Raw genomic sequence first — 23,797 nt, forward strand, 5'->3', positions numbered from 1 at the left:
CTCAGACGTGGGCGAGCAGGTCGTCGACGGACAGCGGCTCCGTGCGGGAGTCCGCTGACAGGGTGTCGAGCCGGCTCTGGATCTCCGCAGGCGTGCTGCCCTTCGCCCGGAGGATCCCGATGAGCAGCTCAGCACCCTCACGCCGCTCCTGGTCGGTGGCGTCACGCCGTTCACGGTCGACGAGGCGACTGAGCTTCTCGAGCGACCGGTAGGGCGTGACGATCTTCTCGCGGTAGTCGTCGGCGTCGAAGTTCGTGTTGCGCACGGCGACGGCGATGCCGAGTGCGCGGGCGAGGAACGGCACGGTCGTCCGCTCGATCATGACCTGCAGCGATGCGCGGGCGTCGGCTGAGTCGTAGCTGAAGACCGGGACTTCGCGGTGCGTGTGCCGCATGAGTCCGGACAGCGTCTGTCCGGGACCGAACTCGACTGCGTAGTCGATGCCGTGCATGCGCATCCACCGCTGGTTCTCCACCCAGCGGACCGGCTCGACGACCTGACGCAGCAACAGCTCGACGATCTCGTCCTCGTCACGGTACGGGCGTCCGGTCGCGTTCGAGAGCACGGTCACCTGCGGGGCGGTGATCTCGATGGACGCCAGCTGCTCGCGCAACGGGGCGACGACCGGTTCCATCAGCGGCGAGTGGAACGGAACGCTCACGTTGAGCGGCGTCGAGCGGATCCCGTCGTCCTCGAGTCGACCGTGGACGGCGAGGACCGCTGACGCGCTTCCGGCGACGACGACCTGGGTGTTCGAGTTCAGGTTGGAGACCTGCACGACGTCGAACATCTGCTCGGAGACCTGGGCGCACAGGTCGATCACGGCTTCGTGCTCTCGCGTCATCACGGCGAGCATGAGCCCGTGGCCTTCCGGTACGGCCTGCTGCATGAGCTCGCCACGCCGACGGGCGAGCCGGACGGCGTCAGCGAACCCGATCGACCCGGCCAGGGTGAGTGCGGTGATCTCGCCGAGGCTGTGGCCGGCGATGACGGCCGGGTCCAGTGCTTCACGCTCGGCACTCGCGCGGGCCTGCGCGACGCTAAGGGTGAGGATCGCCGGTTGGGTGTTGACGGTACGGGCGAGTTCTGCTGCGGTGGACTCGAAGCAGAGGGCGCGCAGGTCGATCCCGATGGCTTCCGATGCCTCGTCGAACGCCGCCGCGGCAGCGGTCGAGTCGCGGACGAGCTCGCGCCCCATGCCCACGTACTGCGAGCCCTGCCCCGAACACAGAAAAGCGGCCTTCGTCATCGCCCTGCCCCCACCTTGATCCGTCGTCGTCATCGAGCTCGACGGGGTCTGCTGGATCGCGTCATCGCGATCCAGCCGTTCGTCCCCCGTCCGAGACTCTAGCGCAAGCTGTGAGTTTGAGAAGGGTCTGCGTGATCACATGCCGACTTTTTTCTCCGGCGACTGCATGATCCATCGCTCCGACACACCAAGATGGACCTCGGGGACGTGTTCGACGAGCGACTCCGGAACGCACCAGATGGTGAGGGGACCCAATGGATCAGCGGATCGTCAGCTCCAGGATCGAGAACGTGCTCGATCTCGCACCGCAGCAGGAAGGCCTCGTCTTCCACTCGTTGACCGACAGCGACACGAGCCCGTACGTCGTTCAGCAGATCTTCAGGGTGGATGCTCTCGGCGACCCGGCGGACGAGGTCGAGGCGATCGGGGTCGCGGTCGCGGCGCTCGCACGTCGGCACGCCGTGCTCCGGACGAGCATCGTCACGAGCGGCGTGGCGCGGCCCCGTCAGGTGGTCCTCACCGACCGCGAGCCCGAGTTCACCGTGGTCGACCTCCGGGCGCACTCGCACACCGACGCCGAGCTCCGGCTCGATCGGCTCCTCGCTGACGACGTCGCCCGGGGCTTCCGGCTCGACCTCGATCCACTGCTGCGCGTCACCGCGGTCCTGACGGGCCGCGAGGGCGTCGATCGGCTCCGGCTCGTGTGGACCTACCACCACGTCGTCATGGACGGGTGGAGCCTGGCGCGCCTGTTCGCGGACTTCCGCGAGTACAGCGACCTGGCCCGGACGGGGAGTCGTGACGAGGTGCTCGGTCGGGCGGACCGGGACGCCGTCGGTGCGAAGCAGTACGCCGACTACGTCGGTTGGTCGGCGTCGCGGGACCGCGCGGCGTTCGACCGCTACTGGTCGGACCTGATGCGCGGTGTCGAGCCGCCGGCACGGCTCGCCAGCGTGGAGCGCGAACCCGAGCACGCCGCCGCCGCCGGAGCAGACGGAGCAGGCGGAGCCGCCGGAGCAGACGGAGCAGACGGAGCAGACAGGGCAGACAGGGCAGGCGGGGCAGACGGGACGCGCGGCGCAGCCGCCGACGCAGACGGGACGGGCGGCGCCACCGACGCAGACGGGACGGGCGCGGACGCCGTCGACGGAGCCCCGGCCGACCGCGCGCGGTACGCCGTGACGACGGCCGCTGGCCTCCCCGGCGTCCTCGCCACGCGGTACGCGGGGCGGGGGATCACGCTCGCGCACCTGGTCGAGGCTGCGCTGGCCGTCGTGCTCGCGCGCGCCACCGGCACGACGGACGTCGTGTTCGGCAAGGTGGTGTCCGGTCGCGACGTGGACGTCGACGGTCTCGACGAGGTCGTGGGGCTGTTCGTCAACACCGTCCCGGTCCGGGTCACCGTCGACCCGAGCGGGACGGTCGACCGTCTGCTGGACGTCGTTCGCGCACAGGCGCTCGCCACAGCCGCGCACTCGCACGGGTCGCTCGCGCGCATCCAGTCCCTCGCCGAGCACCGCGATCTGTTCGAGTGCTTGCTCGCCGTCGAGAACTTCGCCCTCGCGGACGAGGACCTCGTCGATGCGGGGCTGCGGTTCGAGTCGGCGCGCGAGGAGACCGACTACCCCCTCACGGTCACCGTGCAGCCGGTCGACGACGCCCTGCGCTTCGTGATCATGGTCGATCCGGCGCGGTTGGCGGTCGCCGATGCGAAGACGGTCGTCGATCGACTCGTCCGGGTGCTCGGGGCGTTCGCGGGTCAGGACGACGCCCTCGTCGGTGCGGTCGACAGCGTCGGTGCCGAGGAGCGCGTGACGGTGGACGGCTTCGCGACCACCTCGCACAGCACACTCGGAGTGTCGTCGATCGGTGCGGCGTTCACGGCCGCGGCGACCCGCAACGCCGACCGCACCGCAGTCGTGGATCGAGGGGTTCCCCTGTCGTACGCGGAGCTCGCCGCGATGGCCGACCGGATGCGGTCGGTCCTCACGGAGGCAGGGGTCGGTCCTGGCGCCCGCGTCGGTGTCCTCGGCACTCCGACCGCACCGCTCCTCGCCGGGATCCTCGGCATCTCGCTGGCAGGTGCCGCCTTCGTTCCGCTCGACCCGGCAGCTCCGCCGGAGCGGCTCGGCGCCATCGCCGCGGACGCGGGTACCAGGGTCGTCGTCTGCGCGGACGCGTCGGCGGCCCGACTCGTCGACGCCTGGGGGCTGCTGGACCCCCGTGACCCGGTCCTCGTGCTCGACGCGTCAGCCCTGCCCGACGCCGACCGGCGCGCCGCCGGCGGAACGGCGGACACGGGCAGTGGGCCGGGCGCCCCGACGCCCGACAGCGCCGCCTCGGTGATGTACACCTCGGGGACGACAGGGCGACCGAAGGGTGTCGTGGTCCCGCACCGCGCCGTGCTCCGGCTCGTCCTCGACAACGAAGCACTCCCGTTGCACGCCTCCGACACGTTGCTGCTCACGGGGTCGCTCGCGTTCGACGCGTCGACCTTCGAGGTGTTCGGCATGCTCCTCAACGGCGGAACGCTCGTGCTCGACGACCGTGACGCCGTCGTCGACCCCGCGTCGCTCGGCGCGCTCGTCGACCAGCACCACGTGACGGTCATGTGGTTGACCGTCTCGCTGTTCAACCACGTCGTGACCACGGACCCGTGGGCGCTCGACGGGGTCGAGCGGCTCGTCATCGGGGGAGAGACCGTCGCCGCGGAACACGTGCACCGGCTGCACCGGGAGAACCCTGCGATCCAGGTGTTCAACGGCTACGGGCCGACCGAGAACACGACCTTCACGACGGTGCACCCCTTCCAGCGCGGATTCACGCGGGTGGTGATCGGTAAGCCGATCGGGAACACCCGTGTGCGCATCGTCCGGGACGGCGACCGTGCCTGCGGCATCGGCGAGGTCGGCGAGGTCGTCGCGGGTGGGGACGGCGTCGCTGACGGGTACCTGGGTTCGCCGGAGCTGACGGCGCAGTCCTTCTTGCGCACGTCCGACGGTCTCGAGTACCACACCGGTGACCGTGGTCGCTGGTTGGCGGACGGTACCGTCGAGTACCTGGGCCGGATCGGTGACGACCGACAGGTGAAGGTCCGGGGGCACCGGGTCGAACTCGCCGAGGTCGAGGCTGCCCTGCTGGCCCTCGACGGCGTCGACGACGTGGTCGTCGCGGCGCGGCGCGACGACTCGGGGACGACCCGCCTCCACGCCTACTTCGTCGCCGACACCGATGCCGCCGACCTCCGCGAACGTGCGGCGCGGGTCCTGCCCTCGTACATGGTTCCCGCCCGTGCCTTCCGGACCCCGTCGATCCCGCTCACCGGGAACGGCAAGCGTGACGTCGCAGCGCTGCAGGCCCTCGATGCGGAGCACCCGGCCGTGGCCGCGGCCGACGCTGCTCCGCGGACCCGCGCGGAGCAGGCCGTCGCGGACGCCTTCGCCACCGTCCTGTCGCTGGCGGGTGTGGGGCGGAACGACTCGTTCTTCGAGCTCGGCGGTGACTCCATCACGGCCATCCGGACGGTCTCGCTGCTCCGCAAAGCGGGTTACCACTGCTCGGTGAGCCGGGTGATGCAGTCGATGACAGTGGACGAGATCGCTCGGCACATCGACGTGGCGGCACCGGCGGCCGCCCCGGTCCGGCACCTGCACGGGCCGGTGGGGCGTCTCCCGATGGTCGACGAGTTCCTCGCCTGGGGTCTCGCCGAGCCCGCGCACTTCAACCAGGACGCCGTGGTCGACCTCGGCAGGGTGTCGACGGCGCACGTGCGCGTGGCGCTCGACGCCGTCTGGGTCCACCACGACGCGTTGCGGGCGGTCCTCGACGGGCAGCAGCTCACCGTCCGACGTCCGGACGACGCGCGGTACGTCTTCGCCGAGGTGCACGTCGCGGCGGATGCCGAGGTGGACGGCGCGGTGGCCGACCTGGCGCGGCAGCTGCAGCCAGGCTTCGACCTCGGGACCGGCCCGCTCCTCGCAGCCGGTCTCGTGCAGGCCCCGAGCGGTGCGACGCTGCTGCTCTGCGCGCACCACCTGGTCGTCGACGTGGTCTCCTGGCACGTCCTCGTCGAGGACCTCGTCAGCGCTGTCCACGCGGCGCGTGCACACCGTGAGGTCACCCTGCCGCCCTCGACGGCCTCGCTCCGGGAGTGGTCCGAGGCGATCGTGTCGGCGGTCCGCGCACAGTCGGCGTCGGACCGCACGGTGTGGAGCGACATCGATCGCGCCCTCGTGGCGGAGCAGCGTCCGGAGGACCCGCCCGTCGACCACCTGCCGACGGCACCGGCCGGATCGACCGCACCGGCAGGACCGGCCGAACCGGCCGAACCGGCCGAACAGGCCGAACCGGCGCCGATCGTGCTCGACGCCGAGCAGACCGCCCGCTTGAAGCGGGTGGCCGTCGCCTACGGAGCGACGATCGAGGACCTGCTGCTCGCCGCTGTCGGCGCGGCGGTCGCGGCCGTCGACGGACGGTCGTCGATCGTCGTCCAGCGTGAGGCGCACGGACGACCAGAACACCCGCTCCTGCCCGACGTGTCGCGGACGGTGGGCTGGTTCACCGCGATCCACCCGGTCCTCGTGGAGTGCGACGCAGCATCACCGCACCGCTCGATCGTGCTCGCCAAGGAGGCGGTCCGTCGCGTCCCGCTCGGCGGCGTCGGGTACCGCGTCGACGACGACCAGGATCGCCGTGCCCGGCCGTCGATCTCCGTGAACTACATCGGCGACCAGGGTGCCGCCGCCCGGGGCGCCGGTTCGGGCGCCTACCGTCTGCATGCCGCAGGCACCGCATCGGCTCCGGGGAACCGCGTCCCCGTCGGCGTCCAGGTCGACGCCTTCGTCGCCGACGGACGCCTGCGGGTGCTCACGTCCGTGGGCCCGGGTGCGGACCCGGTGATCGTGACCGCCGTCGAGCAGCTCGGCCCCCGCCTCGCGGCACTCGCCACGGCCGGGAGGCGCGGGTCGGCTCGCGTACGCACGCCCAGTGACCTCGTGCGGGCCTCCGACCTGCACCTGGACGAGCAGGAGGCGATCGAACGCGCGTACGGCGACGTCGACGACGTGATCGACCTGAGTCCCCTGCAGCACGGGATGCTCCTCCACCACCTCCGGGAGCCGGGCAGTCGCGCCTCCGTCGTGCAGCAGGTCTTCGAGGTCGGAGAGCCGCTCCGGCGCACCTCCGCGACACCGTGGCGCGGTTCCGGTGGCGGCCTCTCCGCCCGGGTCGGAGCGGCCGTCGCCGAGCTCGCGGCACGACACCCGGTCCTGCGGACCCGCTTCGCGGCGGACGGTCTGCGCCGGCCCCGGCAGGTGGTGCTCGCAGCGGGTGAGCACTCCGGGCCGTCCGTCCGTTCCGCGTCGGTCGACGGCGGGGACGCGTTCGATGCCCTCCTGCACGAGGACGTCGAGCGCGGCTTCGTGCTCGCCGCAGAACCGCTGATGCGGGTCACCGTTGTCACCGACACCTCCCGTGCCGACGACGTCGAGACGCTCGTGCTCACCTACCACCACATCATCCTCGACGGGTGGAGTCTCGCCAGGATCCTCGACGAACTCGTCGCACTGTTGCGGGGCGAGGAGCTCCAGGCGATCGGACCGGCGGAGCGCACGGTCTTCGGTGACGTCATCGCCGCAGCGGCTCGCCGACCGCTCGACGCGTCGGACACGTACTGGCGCAACGTCCTCGACGGGTACGACGGAGCGCCGGAGCTGCAGACCGCTCTGCCCTTCACCGAGTCGCTCGCGGCGTCGTCGACGGCTGCCCGTGCCCGCCGCAGTTCGGATGCGGCGCTCGCAGCGCGGCTGACCGCCCGCTTCCAGGCGACGGGGACGACGCTGGCGCACCTCGTCCAGGCCGCACTCGCCCTCACACTCGGTCGAGCGCTCGACGTCGACGACGTCGTCATCGGCAAGGTCGTGTCGGGCCGCGACGGCACGGCCGCCGGCCTGGAGAACGCCACCGGCCTCTTCATCAACACCATCCCGGCGCGCGTCCGCTGGCAGCCGGCGCAGACCGTGCGGACACTGCTCGACGACGTCCGGGAGCAGGCCGTCGCCGCGATGCAGCACGACCACACGGCGCTCGCGCGGGTGCAGAGCCTCGTCGGTCACGACCGACTCGTGTCGTGTCTCTACACCTTCGAGAACTACGGCCTGGACGCGGACGCCCTCGACGACGCCGGTCTCGCCTTCGTGCGCGGCCGAGAGCAGACCGAGACTCCACTCACGCTGACGGCGCAGCGGACCGGCGACGAGCTGCTGCTCGTCTGGCTGTACGACGCCGGCCACTTCGGCGGCTCGGACATCGACCGGCTCGGTGACCGGGTGATCGACGTGCTCGAGGCGTTCTGCCACGACGACGGGATGTCGGTGGCGCAGGCCGGCGCGACTCCGGAACGGGTCCTCGCCGCCCTGCCACAGGACACGTCAGGCGCGGTCGCTCCGCGCTTGCCGGGAGCGCTCGGCGCGGCGTTCGTCGCCGTCGCCGCCAGGGTGCCGCACCGAGTCGCGATCGCCGACGATCTGGAGTCGCTGACGTACCGCGAGCTGTGGGCCCGCGCCTCCGCCGTTGCGCTGGACCTCCGCCGAGGCGGTGTGCTCCCCGGTGACCGCGTGGGCATCGCGGGGGAGGCATCGATCGCGACCACCGTGGCGCTCGTCGGGGTCGTGCTCGTCGGTGGCTCGTACGTGCCGGTGGACGTGAACGCGCCGTCGGCCCGCGCCCGGCTCGTCCTCGACGACGCGGGCGTCACCGCGGTCCTCGCGGTCGATGCCGCCGGTCGGCGGCTCACCGACGAGGCGGGGCTCCCGCTGCCGGTGATCGGCGTCGAGCAGGGGCGGACGGCACCGCCGATGGTGCCGGTCGAGCGACGGGGCGACGACGAGGCGTACGTGATGTACACCTCGGGGACGACGGGACGCCCGAAGGGGGTCGTGGTGCCGCAGCGGGCGGTGCTCCGGATCGCCTGGGAGAACGCGGACATCCCCATCACGGGCGACGACGTCGTGCTCGCCGGGAGCTCCGTCGCGTTCGACGCCGCGACGCTGGAGCTCTGGGGGCCGCTGCTGCACGGCGGCCGGGCGGTGATCGCCGACCGTGCGACGTTGGTCGACGCGTCGGCGCTCGCCGAGCTGTTCGCTCGCCACGGTGTGACGGTCATGTTCGTGACGACGTCACTCTTCAACTCGCTCGTGGGTCAGGACCCGGGCGTCCTGGCGGCCCTGCGCGTCGTGATGACCGGCGGCGAGCGAGCGGACGCCGAGCGCATGCGGCAGCTGTACGGGGCGAGCGGTGCGCTGCAGATGTTCCACGTGTACGGCCCGACCGAGAACACCACCTTCACGACGGCGTACCGGATCCCTCGGGTGCTCCCCGTCGGGCGCACCGTGCCGATCGGTGCGCCGATCGCGGGTGGCGGTGTCGTCGTCCTCGACCGCAACGGATCGCTGTGCGGACCGGGCGAGCAGGGCGAGCTGGTCGCGACGGGTCTCGGCCTCGCGCTCGGCTACCTCGGGATGCCCGACCGGACCGCCGAGCGCTTCCCGGTGCTCGACGGTGTCGTCGGCTACCGCACCGGCGACCGCGTCCAGTGGCAGGCCGACGGCACGCTCGTCTTCCTCGGCCGGGTGACCGAGCACGCCCAGGTGAAGGTGCGTGGGTTCCGCGTGGAGCTCGGCGAGGTCGAAGCGGCCATCGCGCAGGTCGACGGGGTGCGCGACGTCGTCGTCGTGGCGCGGAGCGTCGTGGGCTCCCCGACGGTCCTCGCCGGCTTCGTCGTCGGCGCGGCACACGTCACCGCGTCGACGGTGCGCGAGGGGCTGCGCCGGCTGCTCCCCGACTACATGGTGCCGCGGCACATCGTGCCGCTCGCGGCCCTCCCGCTCAACGTCAACGGCAAGCTCGACACGGGTGCGCTGCCGTGGCCGGCGGGTGATGACGTGGGCCCGCACGGGGATGCACTGCCGACGTCCACGGCGGAGGGTGACCACGTCGAGCAGCGCATCGCGGCGGTGTGGTCGGACGTCCTCGGCATCCGTGGTGTCGCGGTCACCGACAGCTTCTTCGAGATCGGTGGCGATTCGCTCACGATCATGCAGGTCAAGGGGCAGCTCGATGCCGCGTTCCCCGGGGCGTTGACCATCGGTGACCTGTTCTCCTGCCCGGACCTGCGGGCTCTCGCGGACCGCGTCCGAGCGTCCGGGAACCGTCGACTCGTCGTCGAGCGGGTCACCGTTCCGGAGCTCGACGGCGTCGACGAACTCCTCGGTCGGATCGTCGTCGACGTGTCCTGGGACCAGCGCCACCGGGCGCGGGCGGTGTACGCGTTCATGCTCGCCCTCCGGCTGACGGCGACGCGGGTTCCGCAGGCGGTCCTCGTGCACGAGGACGACGGGCTGCGGAGCGTCCCGTTCCCGGAGTCGGCGGACCACCACGCGAACGTCGACCAGATCGAGCGGCACCTCGTCACGGCGACCCCGGTCACGCGGCACACGCCCGTCCGGGTCGAGGGCGGCGGGCAGGTCGTCGCCGTCCGGCTCGGCTCCGTGTCCGCACCGACCACGGCGCACGAGACGGTCGACGTCACCGTGGTGCTCGACACCGGTGACTCGAGGGTGACGCTGGCCGTGGAGCCGCAGGGAACGCGCGTCGACCTGCGACCTGCGACGCTCATCGCGGCACGGTACGCGACCCTCCTCGAAGGGCTCCTCGCCCGGACGGGGTGATCAGACCGGCACGGTGGCGGTCCTCGGGACGCCGCGGTTGATGGCGCCGGCGGCACTGCTCGCCCACGTCTCACGGAGGAACACGAACAGGCCGATCGCGACCACCAGCAGGAGGAACGCCGTGCTCGCCCCGATCCAGACGCTCTGGAGCGAGGTGGGCGGTGCGAGCACCACGATGATGAGGGCTGCGGGCGACAGCACCCAGAGCAGGACCCCGACGGTCAGCGACCTCGTCTGACGTCGTTCGTTCGCCCTGGCGACCTCGTTGACCCAGCGGATGACGTCCGCGTCCGGGCTGAAACGGCGCTCCTGGATCCGGGCGAAGGGAGCGAACGCGCCCGAGACCCGTACGATCGTGACCGTCGCGATCGCTCCGAGGGCGAGTGCGAGGACGAGCCCGATCGCGATCGCGACGCCGGCGTCCAGGGGGAAACCCGGCTGGTCCGACGCGCCGAGCAGCAGCACGAGCGGGATCGCGGCGAGGACGTAGAGCGCGACTCCGGCACCGAGGCGTGGCGCCGTCCGACGGTGCGCCTCGGTGAAGCCCTTCGCCTCGTCCATCGAGATGGGCGCGTGCACGGGCACCCGCTCGTCGGAGGGGCGCACCGGACCGCCCGCCCGGGGCTCCAGGTCCGCGGTGATGCCGAGGGTGAGCGCGAGCTCGTCGAGGCTGCCGAAGTCGCTGACGATCTGGACCATCGCTTCGTTCGGTGTCGCACCGTCGGCGATGAGTCCGGCGTACGCGTCCTCCATCATCCCGTGCAGCTCCGCCTTCGCCTCGCGCAGGCGGGGGGTCTGCGGGTAGGGGCGGAACATCGTCTCCAGGTACTCGCTGATCTCGTTCATGCGTTGGTCCCTTCCACGAAGCGGTCGATGACGGACTTGGTGTCGCGCCACTCCTCGGTCTTGTCGTCGAGGTGCGCGCGACCCGATCCGGTGATCTGGTAGTAGGTGCGGAGTTTGCCGGACTCGGAGGTGCCGTGGAACGACGTCACGAGCCCGGCGAGTTCGAGGCGTTTGACGGCGGAGTACAGGGTCGTCTGCTTGATCGTGTAGTCGGCCCCGGTCACGGTGCTGATCCGCTGCGCGAGTTCGTACGCGTAGGACGGCTCGAACCGGACGAGCGAGAGCACGATGAGGTCGACGTACCCGCGGATGGCATCGGCGCTGATCACCGGGACCCCCTCTCGTTGCGCACTGTGCTGCACATAGTACGCCGGACGTAGTACGCCGAGCAAGGTGATCTTCCAGGGTGTGCGGTGTCGACTGCTCCGCGAAGTCCTCCACAGACCGAGTGCAGTGCGTCGTTCGACACAGTCGACGGACAGAGCCGGTGTGTCGTCCGAAGCTTCCACCTAGACTCCCCGTGCGCCGGTGGGGCGCGGTCGGCCCGTCCGGCCAGATCAGGGGGAGAGCATGTTCCGTATCAGTCGTCTCGTCGCGACCATCGCGACCACGGTGGTGGTGGCCGCCGGCATCGCCGTTGCCGGCCCGTCGTCGGGTGCATCCGCAGTGGTCACGCCGCTGGGTGTCGACATCTCCTGGCCGCAGTGCGGCAGCCAGGTGCCGACCGACCAGGCGTTCGGCATCGTGGGCGTCAACGAGTCCCTCGGCAACACCACGAACCCGTGCCTCGCCGAACAGCTCGCCTGGTCGGCGAAGTCCGTCGGGGGTTCGGCCCAACCGAAGACGCAGCTGTACGCGCTGTTCGCCAACCCGGGCCTCAAGGCGTCGGTCTGGCCCACCTCGAACCGGTACCAGGGCACGGTGCCCACCAACCCGTTCGGCAAGTGCGTGACCAAGGGCGGCAAGAAGCAGGTCACCCTGGCGTGCTCGTTCATGTACGGCTACGCCCGTGGGTACGACGACGTCCAGAGCCGTGGCGTCCCGAACCCGTCCGCCTACCGCTGGTGGATCGACGTCGAGACGGGTCTGTCCTACCAGCGCGACACCGCCCAGAACCGCGCGGCGATGCAGGGCATGATCGTCGGGCTCAAGACGGCCGGCGTGAAGCGGATCGGCCTCTACTCGACCACTTCGCAGTGGAAGACCATCGCCGGCACGGTCAAGTCGAACAGCCCGCTCTACGGCCGGTCGAACTGGATCGCGCTCGGCAAGAGCACGGTCACCAAGGCGCGGAAGGCCTGCTCCGGCACCCCGCTGCCTGGCGGCACCATCGCGATGGTCCAGGTCGTGGTGCCCTACGGGTCCGGCAGCATCGACCGCAACGTCTCCTGCACGTGATCGCACGGTCGTGACGTCGTGACGTCGTGACCCCCTGACGGACGGGAGGCCCGGTGCCAGCTGGCACCGGGCCTCCCGTCCGTCCGAGGGTCGCGTCGGACCAGTCCCCGCCGTCGACGTGTCAGCCGGCGATGCTCTCCGTCAGCACGCCGGACTGCGCGAAGGTGGTGTGGATCGCGTTCGCGGCCTGCTCGAAGGCACGGTTGCCGCGGGAGATGCCGAGCGCTCCACCCTTGATCGCGGACTTGCCCGAGCCGCGCAGCAGTCGGGCGACCGTGCGGCCGTCCGGGGCGATCATGATCTGCACGTCCAGGCGGGTGTGGAACGTGCGGTCGTTCGCCATGCCGCCGATGAGCAGCGTCAGGCCGAGGCTGCCGCGGGTCGCACGGAGTGCCCCCTGCTCGGCGTCGTCGACGGTGTAGCCCTCGCGTGACAGCGCCTCACGCACCTGGGCACGGGCGGTCTCGGGGTCGGTGGCGACGAAGAAGTCGTGGCTCTCGGGCATGTGTGTTCCTTCCGAACGGGTCCGCTGGGACACGGAGGACGCTCGCCCCCGAAGACGATCATGCCGTGTCGGAACGACGGATGTGTCGCTTACGCTGGTCGTGTCATGACTGCCTCGATGAACCGCCGCGCACTCCTGTCCCTCGCCGGCGTCGCCGGGATCGGGCTCGCCGTCGCGGCGTGCTCTTCCGGCAGCGACAAGGGCGGCGACTCGGGCAAGGGTTCGGGCGGCGGGCGTGGGAGCTCCGGGGGTGGGGACGCATCGTCCACCCCGACGGCGAAGCCCGTCGCGAAGGCCGTCACTCCGGCGCAGGTCCCGCTCGCCGGTGGCGTCACGATCACCGTGACGGGGACCGGACTCGCCGCCGTCAAGGGCGTCACCGTCGGCGGTGTTGCTGCGCGCGACGTCACGGCGACCGCGTCGAAGGTGACCTTCATGGCCCCGCACCAGGCGATGTACACGGCCGGTGACGCCGACGTCGCGCTCTTCACCTCGGTGATCGAGCCCACCGCGTCGGCGAACCAGTCCTCTGACGGCAACGGCAGCGCCGCGAACGACGGGCAGAGCGGCGCCACCCAGGACACCGCGACGACCACGCCGACCCCGACCGCCGCCGCGACGCCCGCTGCAGGCAGCGCGGTCGCTTCGACCACCCTGGCCTACGCCGCACTGACCGACGTCGACCGGCAGCTCGCCTACGCGATGCGGTACTGGAGGGACTACAACCTCGCCGAGTACGGCACGATGAACCCGATCGGCGGCGACTGCGCGAACTACGTCAGCCAGACGCTCATCGCCCGCGGGTGGGAGCAGCGGTCCGACTGGTACAACCGCGCGGCCGGTGCCGAGCACAGTGCGACGTGGACCTACTGCCCGACGATGGACCCGTGGCTCGAGACCAACGCGGCCGAGTTCGGACTCACCCGGCGTTCGTCGGACGAGCGCGACAAGGTGCAGGTCGGCGACATCGTGTTCTTCGACTGGAACGCCAACGGCTCACCGGACCACACGACCATCGTGTCCGAGGTCTTCACCGAGTCCGACGGCACCATCCGCATCAAGTCGGCGAGCCACAACCAGGACGGCCCATACCGCGACCTCGACGAGATGATCACGGTGCAGCACCCCGGCGGATCGGCCTGGTTCCACACCTTCGACGCGTAGCGCTGTCGCGGCCCGCAAGACACCGGTGTTCGCGCGTGGCACCGCGGTCTGCGCGTGTTCAACCGGCGAACACCGGTGTCTTGCAGCGCCGACGGACAGCGCCGCTCACGGGTACCCGAGGAACCACAGCAGCACGATCGCGAGCGGCTGCAGGCACACCCCGACGACCAGCCACGTCACCGCCCGCCGCCGTGTCCCCACGAAGACGTCCGACCCGAGCAACGGCGCCATCGGCATGAGCAACCGCGGCAACGACTGTTGCGGCAGGAACACCGCAACCAGGTACAGCCCGTAGGAGGCCGTGAACGCGAGCACGTCGGTCCCCAGGGCCCGGGTGCTCCTGCGTGAGAAGAACCACACCGCGCCGGCGAGCACCACCACGACGAGCACGATGCCGAGCGGCCCGAGCCACGTCGACGCCATCGTGAACCACGGTGTCAGCGGCGCGAAGTGCTGCCGCCCGACGAACCCCACCCACCACGACAGCTCGGTGTCCAGGTACGCGTTCGGTCGCCCGGTCACGGCCGTCGCGATGACGGGCCACGCCAGTCCGGCAGCCGCGACGACCAGGCCGGTCACCACGATCGCGATCCGGTCACCCCACGGGAACACTTCGGCAGCGCGCCCCGAGCGGTGCGCTCCGACCCACCGCACGACCAGGTGCACGGCCAGTGCCAGCGCCAGCGCGAGGACCCCGGGCTTCGTGAACGCCGCCACGACACCGAGCGGCGCGATCAGCCAGTACCGTCGCCGCACCAGCGCCAGCAGCGCGCCGAACAGCAGCACGAGCAGCAGGCTCTCCGCGTAGGCGACCTGCAGCAGGAACCCCGTCGGCGCGAACGCGAACAGGGCCGTCGCCCAGCGGGCCCGGTGCGAGCAGCCGACGGCGAGCACCAGCCGGTACAGCAGCACGCAGGCGCCCGCTCCGGCGATCGACGCCACCACGACCCCGGCGACCCAGAACGAGGCGCCGGTCAGCGTCATCAGGATCCGCACGACCGCGGGGAAGACGGGCAGGAACGCCCACGCGTTCGGCAGGACGTGCCCGGAGTCATCGACCGGCAGCGTTGCCGGGTACCCGTGCTCGGCGATGGTCCGGTAGAACGAGGCGTCCCACGAGCCCGAGAACGTGAAGAACGAGGGGTCCTGTCGGTACGAGGCGAACGGCCAGCCGTTCGCGGTCGCCAGCAGGTACACGGTCGCCAGCAGCACGGTGCTGACCACCCGCGAGCCCGCCCAGATCAGCAGCGGCGCGGTCCAGGCGCTGCGCCGTCCGGTCAGCAGGCTGCGGAACCCTCGCCTGGAGGCCCGGCTCGCTTCCGCCACGCTCGTCACCCGCCCGATCCTCCCAGATCGCAGGCCGCGCCCCGCATCGAGGGCAGCCACCGCCCGGCGCGAGCCAACCCGTGTGCATCGTGAGCAGTACTGGTCGGGTCCGTCTGCCGGACCCGACCATTCCTGCTCACGAAGTGCGGGCCTCCCGGCTAGCGCCCCGTGACCGCGCGACGGATCTGCTCGATCGGGACCTTCGGGGAGCGGTCTGCGTTGAGCAGGCCGTTCGTCTCCTGCATGGTGTCGGTGAGCTGCGTGTAGCACGACCCGGCGAGGAACGAGCTCGCGCGGATCGCGTCGTACAGCGCGGTGATGCGGGCGACCCAGTCGTCGCCGTCAGTGGCCGACGTGTACCCCCAGCCGTCCTCGCGCTGGACGCCCGGCTGGTAGTTCACGCCGCCGAACTCGGTGAGCATCACCGGCTGGCCGAGGTCCTCGGCGCCGCCGACCAGGATGCGGCGGTCCGCCGGGCCGATGCCACCGAGGAGTCGGGCCCGTGCGGTCTCGTCCGCGTAGGTGGCAGCGAGCCGGGGTCCGTCGCCCTCGTAGTCGTGGATCGAGACGATGTCGGAGTTCGTGTGCTCCCACCCGTCGTTGGAGATCACCGGACGCGTCGGGTCCAACGCCCGCGTGACGTCGGCGAGGGCCCGTGCGTAGGCCTGCTGGGCCGGGTCGGTGGCGATGTGCTGCACACCCCAGCTCTCGTTGACGGGCACCCACGTGACGATCGACGGGTGCGAGGCGTCACGCTCGACGGCGTCCATCCACTCGCGCATCAGACGCTGCACGGCGCGGGGGGAGAACGCGTAGGCGCCGGGGGCCTCGCCCCACACCATGAGTCCGAGCCGGTCGGCCCAGTACAGGAACCGGGGGTCCTCGATCTTCTGGTGGTTGCGGGCCGCGTTGAAGCCGAGCTCCTTGATGAGTTCGACCTCGCGGCGGAGTGCCCGGCGGGACGGGGCGGCGATGTGCGACTCGGGCCAGTAGCCCTGGTTCAGGACACTGCGGACGTCGTGGCGTCGGCCGTTGAGCAGGAACGCGCCCCCGTCGACCCCGACCGTCCGGATCCCGAAGTAGCTGGCGACGGCGTCGAGCGCGCCCGTGCCCACCGTCGTGCCGTTGCCGTTGCCGGCGCTCGGTAGCAGCGTGACCGTGGCGTCGATCAGCCGGGGCGTGTCCGGCGTCCAGTGCAGCTCGTCCTCGGCCTGCCCGTTCGTCTGCCGCGCGATCGGCACGACCACGTCGAACTCGTCCCCGGTCTCGCCGATGGCGGTCTCGATCGTGGCGAGGTGCTCGTCGCGGTCGTCCCAGCGGGCCTCGACGCGCAGGCGCTCGCCGCCGGTGCGGTGACCGTCGAGCCGAACCGTCAGCCGCATGGTCGCGTGGTCGACGTTCGTCCAGCGCAGGGACGCGATCGAGGCGGTCGGCACGGCCTCGAGCCAGACCGTCTGCCAGATCCCGGTGGTCCGGCGGTACCAGATCGCGTGCGGGTCCTCGTGCCAGTCCTGCTTGCCGCGCGGCTGGGTCAGGTCGTGCGGGTCGTCCTCGGCGCGGACCACCAGGGTGTGCACGGCGTCGGGGTCCGTGGTCAGCGCCTCGGTGACGTCGAAGGAGAACGGGGTGTGGCCGCCCTCGTGCCCGCCGATGAACTGCCCGTCGATCCAGACGCGGGCACGGTGGTCGACGGCGCCGAAGTGCAGCACGAGCCGGGGCGCGCCGGTGCCGAACCCGGCGGCGTCGAGCTCCGAGCGGGTGATCGCGCGGGAGTACCAGACCACGGGGTGGAAGCCGGGCTCGTCGATGCCCGACGCCGGGGACTCGGGCGGGAACGGGACGACGATGTCCCGGGCGTCGGTGAAGCCGGTGCGCCAGGCGTCGTCGTCGCCGTCGTTCCGGAACGACCACGTGCCGTCCAGGTCGGCCCACGCGGTGCGGAGCATCTGCGGCCGGGGGTACGTGCCGTCCTGCCGCGAAGCGAGGGGGAGGCCGGGGGCGGAAGCGGAGTCAGGTGCGGCCACGATGCCGTCGAGCGTGCTCATGCGTCCATGCTCCCGTGCTGGTACATCGTTGTAAAGAGGGAGTCGGGATTGCGCGGAGCAGGTGCCGCGGGGCGCTCGTCGAACGGTTGCTCAGCCGATCGCAGCGTCGCGCGTGAGCACCATGACGTCCATCCGTCCCTGCTGGACGACCACGCCGTGCTGGTTCCGCAGGGCCACCGCTCGTTCGACGATCCCGGTCGTGCCCGAACTCGTCAGCCGGGTGCCCAGGACCTCGACGGTGCAGGTGACGGTGTCGCCGATGAACACGGGCTCGGTGAACCGCCACTGGTCGATCCCGAGCAGTGCCACCGCGGACCCCTCGAAGACGCCGGTGCGCGCGATGAGCCCGAGGCACAGCGAGGTGCCGAGCAACCCGTGCACGATCCGCTGGCCGTACCGGGTCTTCCCCGCGAACTCGACGTCCGTGTGCACCTGGTTGTTGTCGTTCGTCCACGAGGCGAACGACACCACGTCCGCCTCGGTGATGGTGCGCCCCGGCGTCGTGAAGGTCTGTCCGGCAGCGAGGTCCTCGAAGTAGTGCGGCACGGCCCGATTCTCGCACCCGGTCAGAGCCGCGCGAGCAGCTTCCGCGATCGGCGCAGGCCCTGCGTGCTGGCCACCTGCTCGGTCGTTGCCAGGACGCCGTACACGAACGTGTCCTCGCCGTGCTGCGCTGCCACGGCGGCCAGCCGTCGGTACGCATCGGCTGCGTGTGCGGCGTCGAGCGTCTCGCCGAGGGTCTCCTGCACCCGTCGCAGTCGACCGAGCCGGCGCTTCCCGACGTCGGGCACGTCACCGGCCGCCTGCAGTGCGTAGCGCAACCGGCGCGCGGCCTTCCGGACCTCGTGCAGGGTGTCGAGGTCATCGCTGGGTTCACCCAGCAGCCGACCGACGCGTACCCGCTCGTGCCGGATGCGCCGGGCGGTGAACGTGGCCGCGTCGTCGTCCGCGTGCGGGCCTGCCGGTGCCCGGAGCAGCAGGTCGTCGAGGGCGTCGAGTGTCCGGAACCAGGCGTCGGAGCGCAGCGCTCGCCGGAGTTCAGCAGCGGCGACGCTGCGACGTTCCGCGGTCTCCGAAGCGATGCGGTCGAGGGTCTCGGCGTCCACGTACCCGTCGGGGGCGTGTGTGGCCGACCGGGAAAGGCCGGCGTGCAGCACCTCGGCGTCGCGAGCGGTTCCGGCGATCCGTCCGGTCTCGGCCAGGGCGGCACGGAGGTCCTCGGTCGCCTGGCGGTCGAGCGCGCCGCGGAACGCCGCGAGCACACTCCGCAGGCGGCGCAGCACCTTCCGCAGGTCGTGCACGGCCTCGGGCTCGTCGGCTCGTACCCGGGGGTCCGCCGCGACGAGGTCGCGCCGCAGGGCATCGAGCACCCGGAGGACGAGCCCGGCGGCGGTGTCCGGCCGGGGGCGCTTCGCTCGGCCGCGTCGGCGTTCCGGCGCCGGCTCCGGGCCCCGGGGGAGCGGTACCGACGAAACGTCCACCGGGTCCGTCGCCGCGTCGTGCAGCGCTCGTTCGGCCGCTCGTGCCGTGGCACCGTCGCGTCCGTCGTCGGTCAGGGCCCACCACCGCGACGACCGCAGCACGCTGGTGTCCGGGTCACCGTCGTCCACGCGCACGTCGGCGACCTCGGCCCGCACCCGGCCGTCCCTGCCGCGGAGGGTCACGAGCGTCGTGGTGGTGTCACGGACCCGGACGGTCCGCAGCGGGCGACCACGCAGGAACACCTCGACCGCGTCCCGTGGGGGATCGTCGGACGCGCCGTCGAGCGGTTCCGGGCCGACCCCGTGGGCACCCCGGTCGATCGTCCAGGTGTCGTCCGGCAAGCGTGTGAGCACGACGCCCTCGGCGGCGAGCACCCGGTCGTCGGAGTCCCACACCGTCTCGCGCACCGTCACCGCTCCGTGGCGGCGGACGTCGGCGGCGAACGGCTCGAGTGCGGGGAGCCTGCGGTCGTCGAGGATCCGCCAGGTCCGGCGGGGGTCGGGGAGCGCACGTGCAGCGTCAGCGGCGGGGGGAGGAGCAGCAGCGGATCGGGGCATGCCGCAAGTGTCGTCCGGCGCACCCGTGTCAGACCGGGGGCAACGGGGTTCTGTGGACGGAGTGCTCCGCGGCCCGTCCTGTGGGGGACTCGGCACCTCGCCAGGCCCCGGCGCGTAGGTTCCGCTGCATGAGCGACGGAGCACCCAGCGCCCCCGACACCCGCGCAGACACGAGCGCGGACACCAGCGCAGACACCAGCGCCCCCGACACCAGCACGCCGAGCGACCGCGACCTCGAGTCCTGGATCGCCGACCGCCGCTGGTACGCCTCGAAGGGGTCCGTGCCACGCCTCCGGACGATCTCGACCGACGACGGGACCCGGCTGGTGCTCGACGAGGCCCCCGCGGCCCCCGTCCTCTACCAGTCGCCGATCACCAGCGGCCCCGACGGCACGGTCGTCGACGCCACCACCGATCTCGCGTGGGTGTCGGCACTCGCCGCACGCATCGACGCGGCACCGGACAGCCTCAGCCCGATCGGTCGGGTCACCGCCGCCCGCGTCCTGACGGGTGAGCAGTCCAACACGTCGGTCATCTGCGACACCGAGTCCGGCGACCGCGTCATCATCAAGGTCTTCCGCGTGCTGCACCACGGCGACAACCCCGACGTGACCACGCAGCTCGCGCTCACGGCGGCGGGCAGCACGCGCGTGCCGCGGGTCTACGGCGCCCTCCGCGCCGACTGGCCCGACGTCGGACGCCCGGACGGCACGGCGACGGGGCACCTCGCCTTCGCCCAGGAGTTCCTGCCCGGGCTCGACGACGCCTGGCGCGTCGCCCTGCAGGAGGCGCAGGCCGGCACGCCGTTCGGTGACCGCGCCGAGCAGCTCGGCACCGCGCTCGCCGACGTGCACCGCACCCTCGCCGGAGCGCTGCCGACGGAACCGGCAGACGCTCCCCGACGGGACGCCGCCGTCGCGACGATGCACGCCCGACTCGACACCGCCGCCCGCGAGGCCCCGGCCGTCGCCGACCACGCCGACGCCGTCCGCGCGGTCTACGCCCGTGCCGCCGACGCGACGTGGCCGGACCTGCAGCGCATCCACGGTGACCTGCACCTCGGACAGGTCCTGTCGGCACCGGACCCCCGCGGGTGGGTCTTCCTGGACTTCGAGGGCGAGCCGCTCCGCCCCCTCGATGAACGCTCGCTGCCGGACGTCACCCTGCGCGACGTCGCGGGCATGCTCCGCTCGTTCGACTACGTCGCGGGTGCGCTGGCGCACGATGCCGAACCGGTCGACGCGGCCGCCTGGGCGGCCGAGGCGCGGGCACGCTTCCTCGAGGGCTACCAGCGGGGCACCGGCGCGGACCTCGCCGCCCACAGCGCACTGCTCGACGCCTTCGAGCTCGACAAGGCGGTCTACGAGGTCGTCTACGAGACCCGCAACCGACCCGACTGGGTCGGCATCCCGCTCGCGGCCGTCGCGCGCCTGGTCGGCGACAGCGGGTCCTGACCGCGACCCACGAACGGACGGGAAGCCCGTGGCGACACCGCCACGGGCCTCCCGTCCGTCACCGGGTGACGTCGTCTAGTTGACGGGACCCGTGTACTTCTCGCCCGGTCCGGCACCGATCGGGTCCGGGATCGCCGACGCCTCGCGGAAGGCGAGCTGCAGCGAACGCAGCCCGTCGCGGAGCGGACGGGCGTGGTGGTCGCCGATCTCGGTCGCGGCTGCGGTGACCAGGCCGGCCAGCGCGGTGATGAGCTTCCGCGCCTCGTCCAGGTCGGTCTGCTCCTGCGGGTCGTCTGCCAGGCCCACCTTCACGGCCGCGGCACTGAGCAGGTGCACCGCAACGGTGTTGATGAGTTCGACCGCCGGCACCTCCGCGATGTCCCTGGCGGCGTCGATGCCGGTGTCGTCGATCGGGGTGTCGCTCACGGTGCTCCTCTGCTAGGCTTGCTCGCGGCAGATGCTGTCCGTGTGCCGTCAGTTCCCTTGACATCAGTTCTCCTGAGATCAAGATCCTCGACAACACCCGGACGGTGTCACGAAAGAGGAATCTCTCCCACCCGCGGCCGCGTTCCACCAGGCTACCGGGTCACCACCGCTCCGCGAGTGCACGTGTTGCACCCGTCGGTCGGATCCCACGGATCCGATGCAGGGCGGCTGCCGAACGGGTCGACATCCCGTGCGTCAGATCTCCTCTCTCGTGCTGTCGTCCAGGGCAAACGCCCCGGACGGCCACCACCTGATTGAAGGAGCTCCGCATCACCGATCCCCGTACCAACGACCGAATCCGCGTTCCCGAAGTCCGACTCGTCGGTCCGCAGGGTGAGCAGGTCGGCGTTGTCCCGATCGCCATGGCACTGCGTCTCGCGCAGGAAGCCGAACTGGATCTGGTCGAGGTCGCGCCGAACTCGAAGCCGCCCGTGGCCAAGATCATGGACTACGGCAAGTTCAAGTACGAAGCCGCTCAGAAGGCCAAGGAAGCCCGTCGCAACCAGGTGAACACGGACCTGAAAGAGGTCCGTTTCCGCCTGAAGATCGACGTGCACGACTACGAGACGAAGCGCAAGCGCGCCGAGGGGTTCCTCCTCGGCGGCGACAAGGTGAAGGCGATGATCCTCTTCCGTGGCCGCGAGCAGTCGCGTCCGGAGCAGGGTGTCCGTCTCCTCCAGAAGTTCGCGGAAGAGATCGCCGAGTTCGGTGTCGTCGAGTCGCGTCCGACCCAGGACGGTCGCAACATGACGATGATCATCGCCCCGCTCAAGAACAAGTCCGACGTCAAGGGCGAGCAGAACGCCAAGCGTGCTGCACAGAAGGCCGAGCGGCGTGCCACCGAGCACGCCGCGAAGGGCAAGGACGAGGCCGAGGCCGGTTCCACGTCCGAGGCAGCTGCGGAATCCACGGACGCCGCGGCCGAATAGGTCCCCGGACCGAACCCGCAACGACGCGGCCCCCCATCCATCCCACGGAAAGGCACCACCATGCCCAAGCAGAAGACCCACTCCGGGTCGAAGAAGCGCTTCAAGGTCACCGGTACCGGCAAGATCATGAAGCAGCAGGCCGGTATGCGTCACAACCTCGAGGTCAAGAGCTCCAAGCGCAAGGCCCGCCTGAACGAGGACCAGGTCCTCTCCAAGGGTGACGCGAAGAACGTCAAGAAGCTCCTCGGCCACTGAGCCCCCGGATCGTAAAGGAATAGTGCAATGGCACGAGTAAAGAGAGCGGTCAACGCCGCCAAGAAGCGCCGCGTCATCCTCGAACGCGCCGAGGGCTACCGCGGCCAGCGTTCGCGCCTGTACCGCAAGGCCAAGGAGCAGGTCACCCACTCCCTCGTCTACGCGTACCGCGACCGTCACGCGAAGAAGGGCGAGTTCCGTCGCCTCTGGATCCAGCGCATCAACGCTGCGTCCCGTGCGAACGGCCTGACCTACAACCGCCTCATCCAGGGTCTCAACCTGGCCGGCGTCGAGGTCGACCGTCGCATCCTCGCCGACCTCGCGGTGAACAACCCCGAGACCTTCACCGCGCTCGTCGAGACCGCGAAGAAGGCCCTCCCGGCCGACACCTCGGCCCCGAAGGCTGCGTAGTCAGTTCTTCTGCTCGCGAAACCCCCGCCGCACGGCGGGGGTTTCGTCGTTCCTAGACTTGGGTCGTGAGCGATCTCCTCGAGAACCCCCGTGCCGGACGCGTGAAGGCCGTTGCGGCCCTGGCCAAGAAGGACGTCCGGGCCGAGACCGGCCTGTTCCTGCTGGAAGGGCCCCAAGCGGTCCGCGAAGCCCTGGAATACGCCCCGGAGCTCCTGCGCGAGCTCTACGTGACCCCGACCGCCGCAGCCCGCTACGGGCTGGACGACGCGCCGGTGGACACCTGGTTCGTGACCGAGCAGGTGCTCGACGCAATGGCCGACACGGTCACCCCGCAGGGCGTGGTGGCGGTGTGCCAGCAGTTCCCGACGTCGGTGAAGGACGTCTTCCCGGACCGCGCTGCGGCAGCCGCCGACCGGGAGGCCCGTGAGGCGTCCGACGAGCAGGCCGCGTTGCCCGGACTGGTCGCCATCCTCGAAGAGGTCCGGGACCCGGGGAACGCCGGCACGATCATCCGGGCCGCCGACGCGGCCGGCGCCGACGCGGTGGTGCTGACCGGACGCTCGGTCGACCCGTACAACCCGAAGGTCGTCCGGTCGACGACCGGGTCCCTGTTCCACGTCCCGGTGTCCGTCGGCGTGACCCTGGCCGACACGATTGAGCGGACGAAGGCCCTCGGCTACACGGTGCTCGCGGCGGACGTCTCCGGCGACGACCTGCCGGTGGTCCGCGCTGAGGGGATGCTCGACGGTCCGACCGCGTGGGTCTTCGGCAACGAGGCCCGCGGACTCACCGCCGACGACCTGGCGCTCGTCGACCGGGCCGTCAAGGTGCCGATCTACGGGCAGGCGGAGTCGATGAACCTCGCCACGGCCGCGTCGGTGTGCCTCTACGAGTCGGCCTTCGCGCTCCGGAGCTGACGCTCCTCCCTCCCCAGGCCGGTCGTCGGCATCGGTCATCCACCGTC

Annotated in this window: 17 protein-coding genes; 8 read left to right on the plus strand and 9 right to left on the minus strand. The window is 71.3% G+C overall.

Annotated features, from left to right (window positions below; translation table 11 throughout):
• Position 1: 1 nt before the first annotated feature.
• Positions 2-1,282 (minus strand): ACP S-malonyltransferase, encoded by a 1,281-nt coding sequence (gene fabD, locus DEJ02_RS06520; protein WP_111032399.1) that lies wholly within the window; start codon positions 1,280-1,282, stop codon positions 2-4.
• 257 nt (positions 1,283-1,539) lie between these two features.
• Between fabD and DEJ02_RS06525 the strand changes: the two genes are divergently transcribed.
• Positions 1,540-9,975 (plus strand): non-ribosomal peptide synthetase, encoded by an 8,436-nt coding sequence (locus DEJ02_RS06525; RefSeq protein ID WP_181440284.1) that lies wholly within the window; start codon positions 1,540-1,542, stop codon positions 9,973-9,975.
• Here the strand turns inward: DEJ02_RS06525 and DEJ02_RS06530 are convergent, their stop codons facing one another.
• Positions 9,976-10,821, minus strand: a complete 846-nt coding sequence (locus DEJ02_RS06530; protein WP_111032401.1) for a permease prefix domain 1-containing protein — start codon at positions 10,819-10,821, stop codon at positions 9,976-9,978.
• Positions 10,818-11,150, minus strand: a complete 333-nt coding sequence (locus DEJ02_RS06535; protein ID WP_111032402.1) for a PadR family transcriptional regulator — start codon at positions 11,148-11,150, stop codon at positions 10,818-10,820. Before DEJ02_RS06535 ends, DEJ02_RS06530 begins: the two co-directional genes overlap by 4 nt.
• 241 nt (positions 11,151-11,391) lie before the next feature.
• On the opposite strand from DEJ02_RS06535, the gene DEJ02_RS06540 reads away from it, so the two are divergent.
• Entirely contained in the window at positions 11,392-12,219 is an 828-nt protein-coding gene (locus DEJ02_RS06540; protein ID WP_111032403.1) for a hypothetical protein, read from the plus strand.
• Positions 12,220-12,340: 121 nt separating this feature from the next.
• Here DEJ02_RS06540 and DEJ02_RS06545 read toward each other — a convergent pair whose 3' ends face one another.
• Entirely contained in the window at positions 12,341-12,724 is a 384-nt protein-coding gene (locus DEJ02_RS06545) for a hypothetical protein (protein WP_071405149.1), read from the minus strand.
• 105 nt (positions 12,725-12,829) lie between these two features.
• Here DEJ02_RS06545 and DEJ02_RS06550 point away from each other — a divergent pair, with 105 nt between their 5' ends.
• The gene (locus tag DEJ02_RS06550) at positions 12,830-13,888 is read left to right on the plus strand and encodes an amidase domain-containing protein (protein ID WP_258378675.1); all 1,059 of its coding nucleotides are present in this window, start codon (positions 12,830-12,832) and stop codon (positions 13,886-13,888) included.
• A gap of 105 nt (positions 13,889-13,993) precedes the next feature.
• On the opposite strand, the gene DEJ02_RS06555 is transcribed toward DEJ02_RS06550, so the two are convergent.
• From DEJ02_RS06555 to DEJ02_RS06570, 4 genes are all read right to left on the minus strand, one after another.
• A complete protein-coding gene (locus DEJ02_RS06555; protein ID WP_181440285.1) occupies positions 13,994-15,223 on the minus strand; it encodes a hypothetical protein in 1,230 nt (409 codons plus the stop codon).
• Positions 15,224-15,372: 149 nt separating this feature from the next.
• Positions 15,373-17,259 (minus strand): glycoside hydrolase family 2 protein, encoded by a 1,887-nt coding sequence (locus tag DEJ02_RS06560; protein WP_181440286.1) that lies wholly within the window; start codon positions 17,257-17,259, stop codon positions 15,373-15,375.
• A 90-nt stretch (positions 17,260-17,349) separates the two neighbouring features.
• A complete protein-coding gene (locus DEJ02_RS06565; protein ID WP_111024335.1) occupies positions 17,350-17,805 on the minus strand; it encodes a MaoC/PaaZ C-terminal domain-containing protein in 456 nt (151 codons plus the stop codon).
• Between the two features lie 20 nt (positions 17,806-17,825).
• Complete coding sequence (locus tag DEJ02_RS06570; RefSeq protein ID WP_111032404.1) at positions 17,826-19,298, minus strand: CHAD domain-containing protein; 1,473 nt, start codon at positions 19,296-19,298, stop codon at positions 17,826-17,828.
• A gap of 128 nt (positions 19,299-19,426) precedes the next feature.
• Between DEJ02_RS06570 and DEJ02_RS06575 the strand changes: the two genes are divergently transcribed.
• Positions 19,427-20,752: a phosphotransferase gene (locus tag DEJ02_RS06575; protein ID WP_220038365.1), complete on the plus strand. Its 1,326-nt coding sequence runs from the start codon at positions 19,427-19,429 to the stop codon at positions 20,750-20,752.
• Between the two features lie 75 nt (positions 20,753-20,827).
• On the opposite strand, the gene DEJ02_RS06580 is transcribed toward DEJ02_RS06575, so the two are convergent.
• On the minus strand, positions 20,828-21,178 hold the full coding sequence (locus DEJ02_RS06580) for a DUF1844 domain-containing protein (protein WP_027466553.1): 351 nt from the start codon (positions 21,176-21,178) through the stop codon (positions 20,828-20,830).
• Positions 21,179-21,492: 314 nt separating this feature from the next.
• Here DEJ02_RS06580 and infC point away from each other — a divergent pair, with 314 nt between their 5' ends.
• The 4 genes from infC (at position 21,493) to DEJ02_RS06600 (ending at position 23,750) form a co-directional block, all read left to right on the plus strand.
• Positions 21,493-22,167: a translation initiation factor IF-3 gene (gene infC, locus DEJ02_RS06585; protein ID WP_081827403.1), complete on the plus strand. Its 675-nt coding sequence runs from the start codon at positions 21,493-21,495 to the stop codon at positions 22,165-22,167.
• Between the two features lie 60 nt (positions 22,168-22,227).
• Positions 22,228-22,422: a 50S ribosomal protein L35 gene (gene rpmI / locus DEJ02_RS06590; protein WP_017887976.1), complete on the plus strand. Its 195-nt coding sequence runs from the start codon at positions 22,228-22,230 to the stop codon at positions 22,420-22,422.
• A gap of 27 nt (positions 22,423-22,449) precedes the next feature.
• Complete coding sequence (gene rplT / locus DEJ02_RS06595; protein WP_017887975.1) at positions 22,450-22,833, plus strand: 50S ribosomal protein L20; 384 nt, start codon at positions 22,450-22,452, stop codon at positions 22,831-22,833.
• A 65-nt stretch (positions 22,834-22,898) separates the two neighbouring features.
• Positions 22,899-23,750, plus strand: coding sequence for an RNA methyltransferase (locus DEJ02_RS06600; protein WP_111032405.1), 852 nt, complete (start codon positions 22,899-22,901; stop codon positions 23,748-23,750).
• Positions 23,751-23,797: the final 47 nt, after the last annotated feature.

Origin of the sequence: Curtobacterium sp. MCLR17_042 (assembly GCF_003234695.1) — a bacterium.
GTDB classification, from domain to species: Bacteria; Actinomycetota; Actinomycetes; order Actinomycetales; family Microbacteriaceae; genus Curtobacterium; species Curtobacterium flaccumfaciens.

What these genes read in the sequence shown, in the direction of transcription:
- fabD (WP_111032399.1), bottom strand. Translation starts at nt 1,282, where the DNA reads ATGACGACGACGGATCAAGGTGGGGGCAGGGCGATGACGAAGGCCGCT.
- DEJ02_RS06530 (WP_111032401.1), bottom strand. Translation starts at nt 10,821, where the DNA reads ATGAACGAGATCAGCGAGTACCTGGAGACGATGTTCCGCCCCTACCCG.
- DEJ02_RS06540 (WP_111032403.1), top strand. Translation starts at nt 11,392, where the DNA reads ATGTTCCGTATCAGTCGTCTCGTCGCGACCATCGCGACCACGGTGGTG.
- DEJ02_RS06545 (WP_071405149.1), bottom strand. Translation starts at nt 12,724, where the DNA reads ATGCCCGAGAGCCACGACTTCTTCGTCGCCACCGACCCCGAGACCGCC.
- DEJ02_RS06550 (WP_258378675.1), top strand. Translation starts at nt 12,830, where the DNA reads ATGACTGCCTCGATGAACCGCCGCGCACTCCTGTCCCTCGCCGGCGTC.
- DEJ02_RS06560 (WP_181440286.1), bottom strand. Translation starts at nt 17,259, where the DNA reads ATGAGCACGCTCGACGGCATCGTGGCCGCACCTGACTCCGCTTCCGCC.
- DEJ02_RS06570 (WP_111032404.1), bottom strand. Translation starts at nt 19,298, where the DNA reads ATGCCCCGATCCGCTGCTGCTCCTCCCCCCGCCGCTGACGCTGCACGT.
- DEJ02_RS06575 (WP_220038365.1), top strand. Translation starts at nt 19,427, where the DNA reads ATGAGCGACGGAGCACCCAGCGCCCCCGACACCCGCGCAGACACGAGC.
- rpmI (WP_017887976.1), top strand. Translation starts at nt 22,228, where the DNA reads ATGCCCAAGCAGAAGACCCACTCCGGGTCGAAGAAGCGCTTCAAGGTC.
- rplT (WP_017887975.1), top strand. Translation starts at nt 22,450, where the DNA reads ATGGCACGAGTAAAGAGAGCGGTCAACGCCGCCAAGAAGCGCCGCGTC.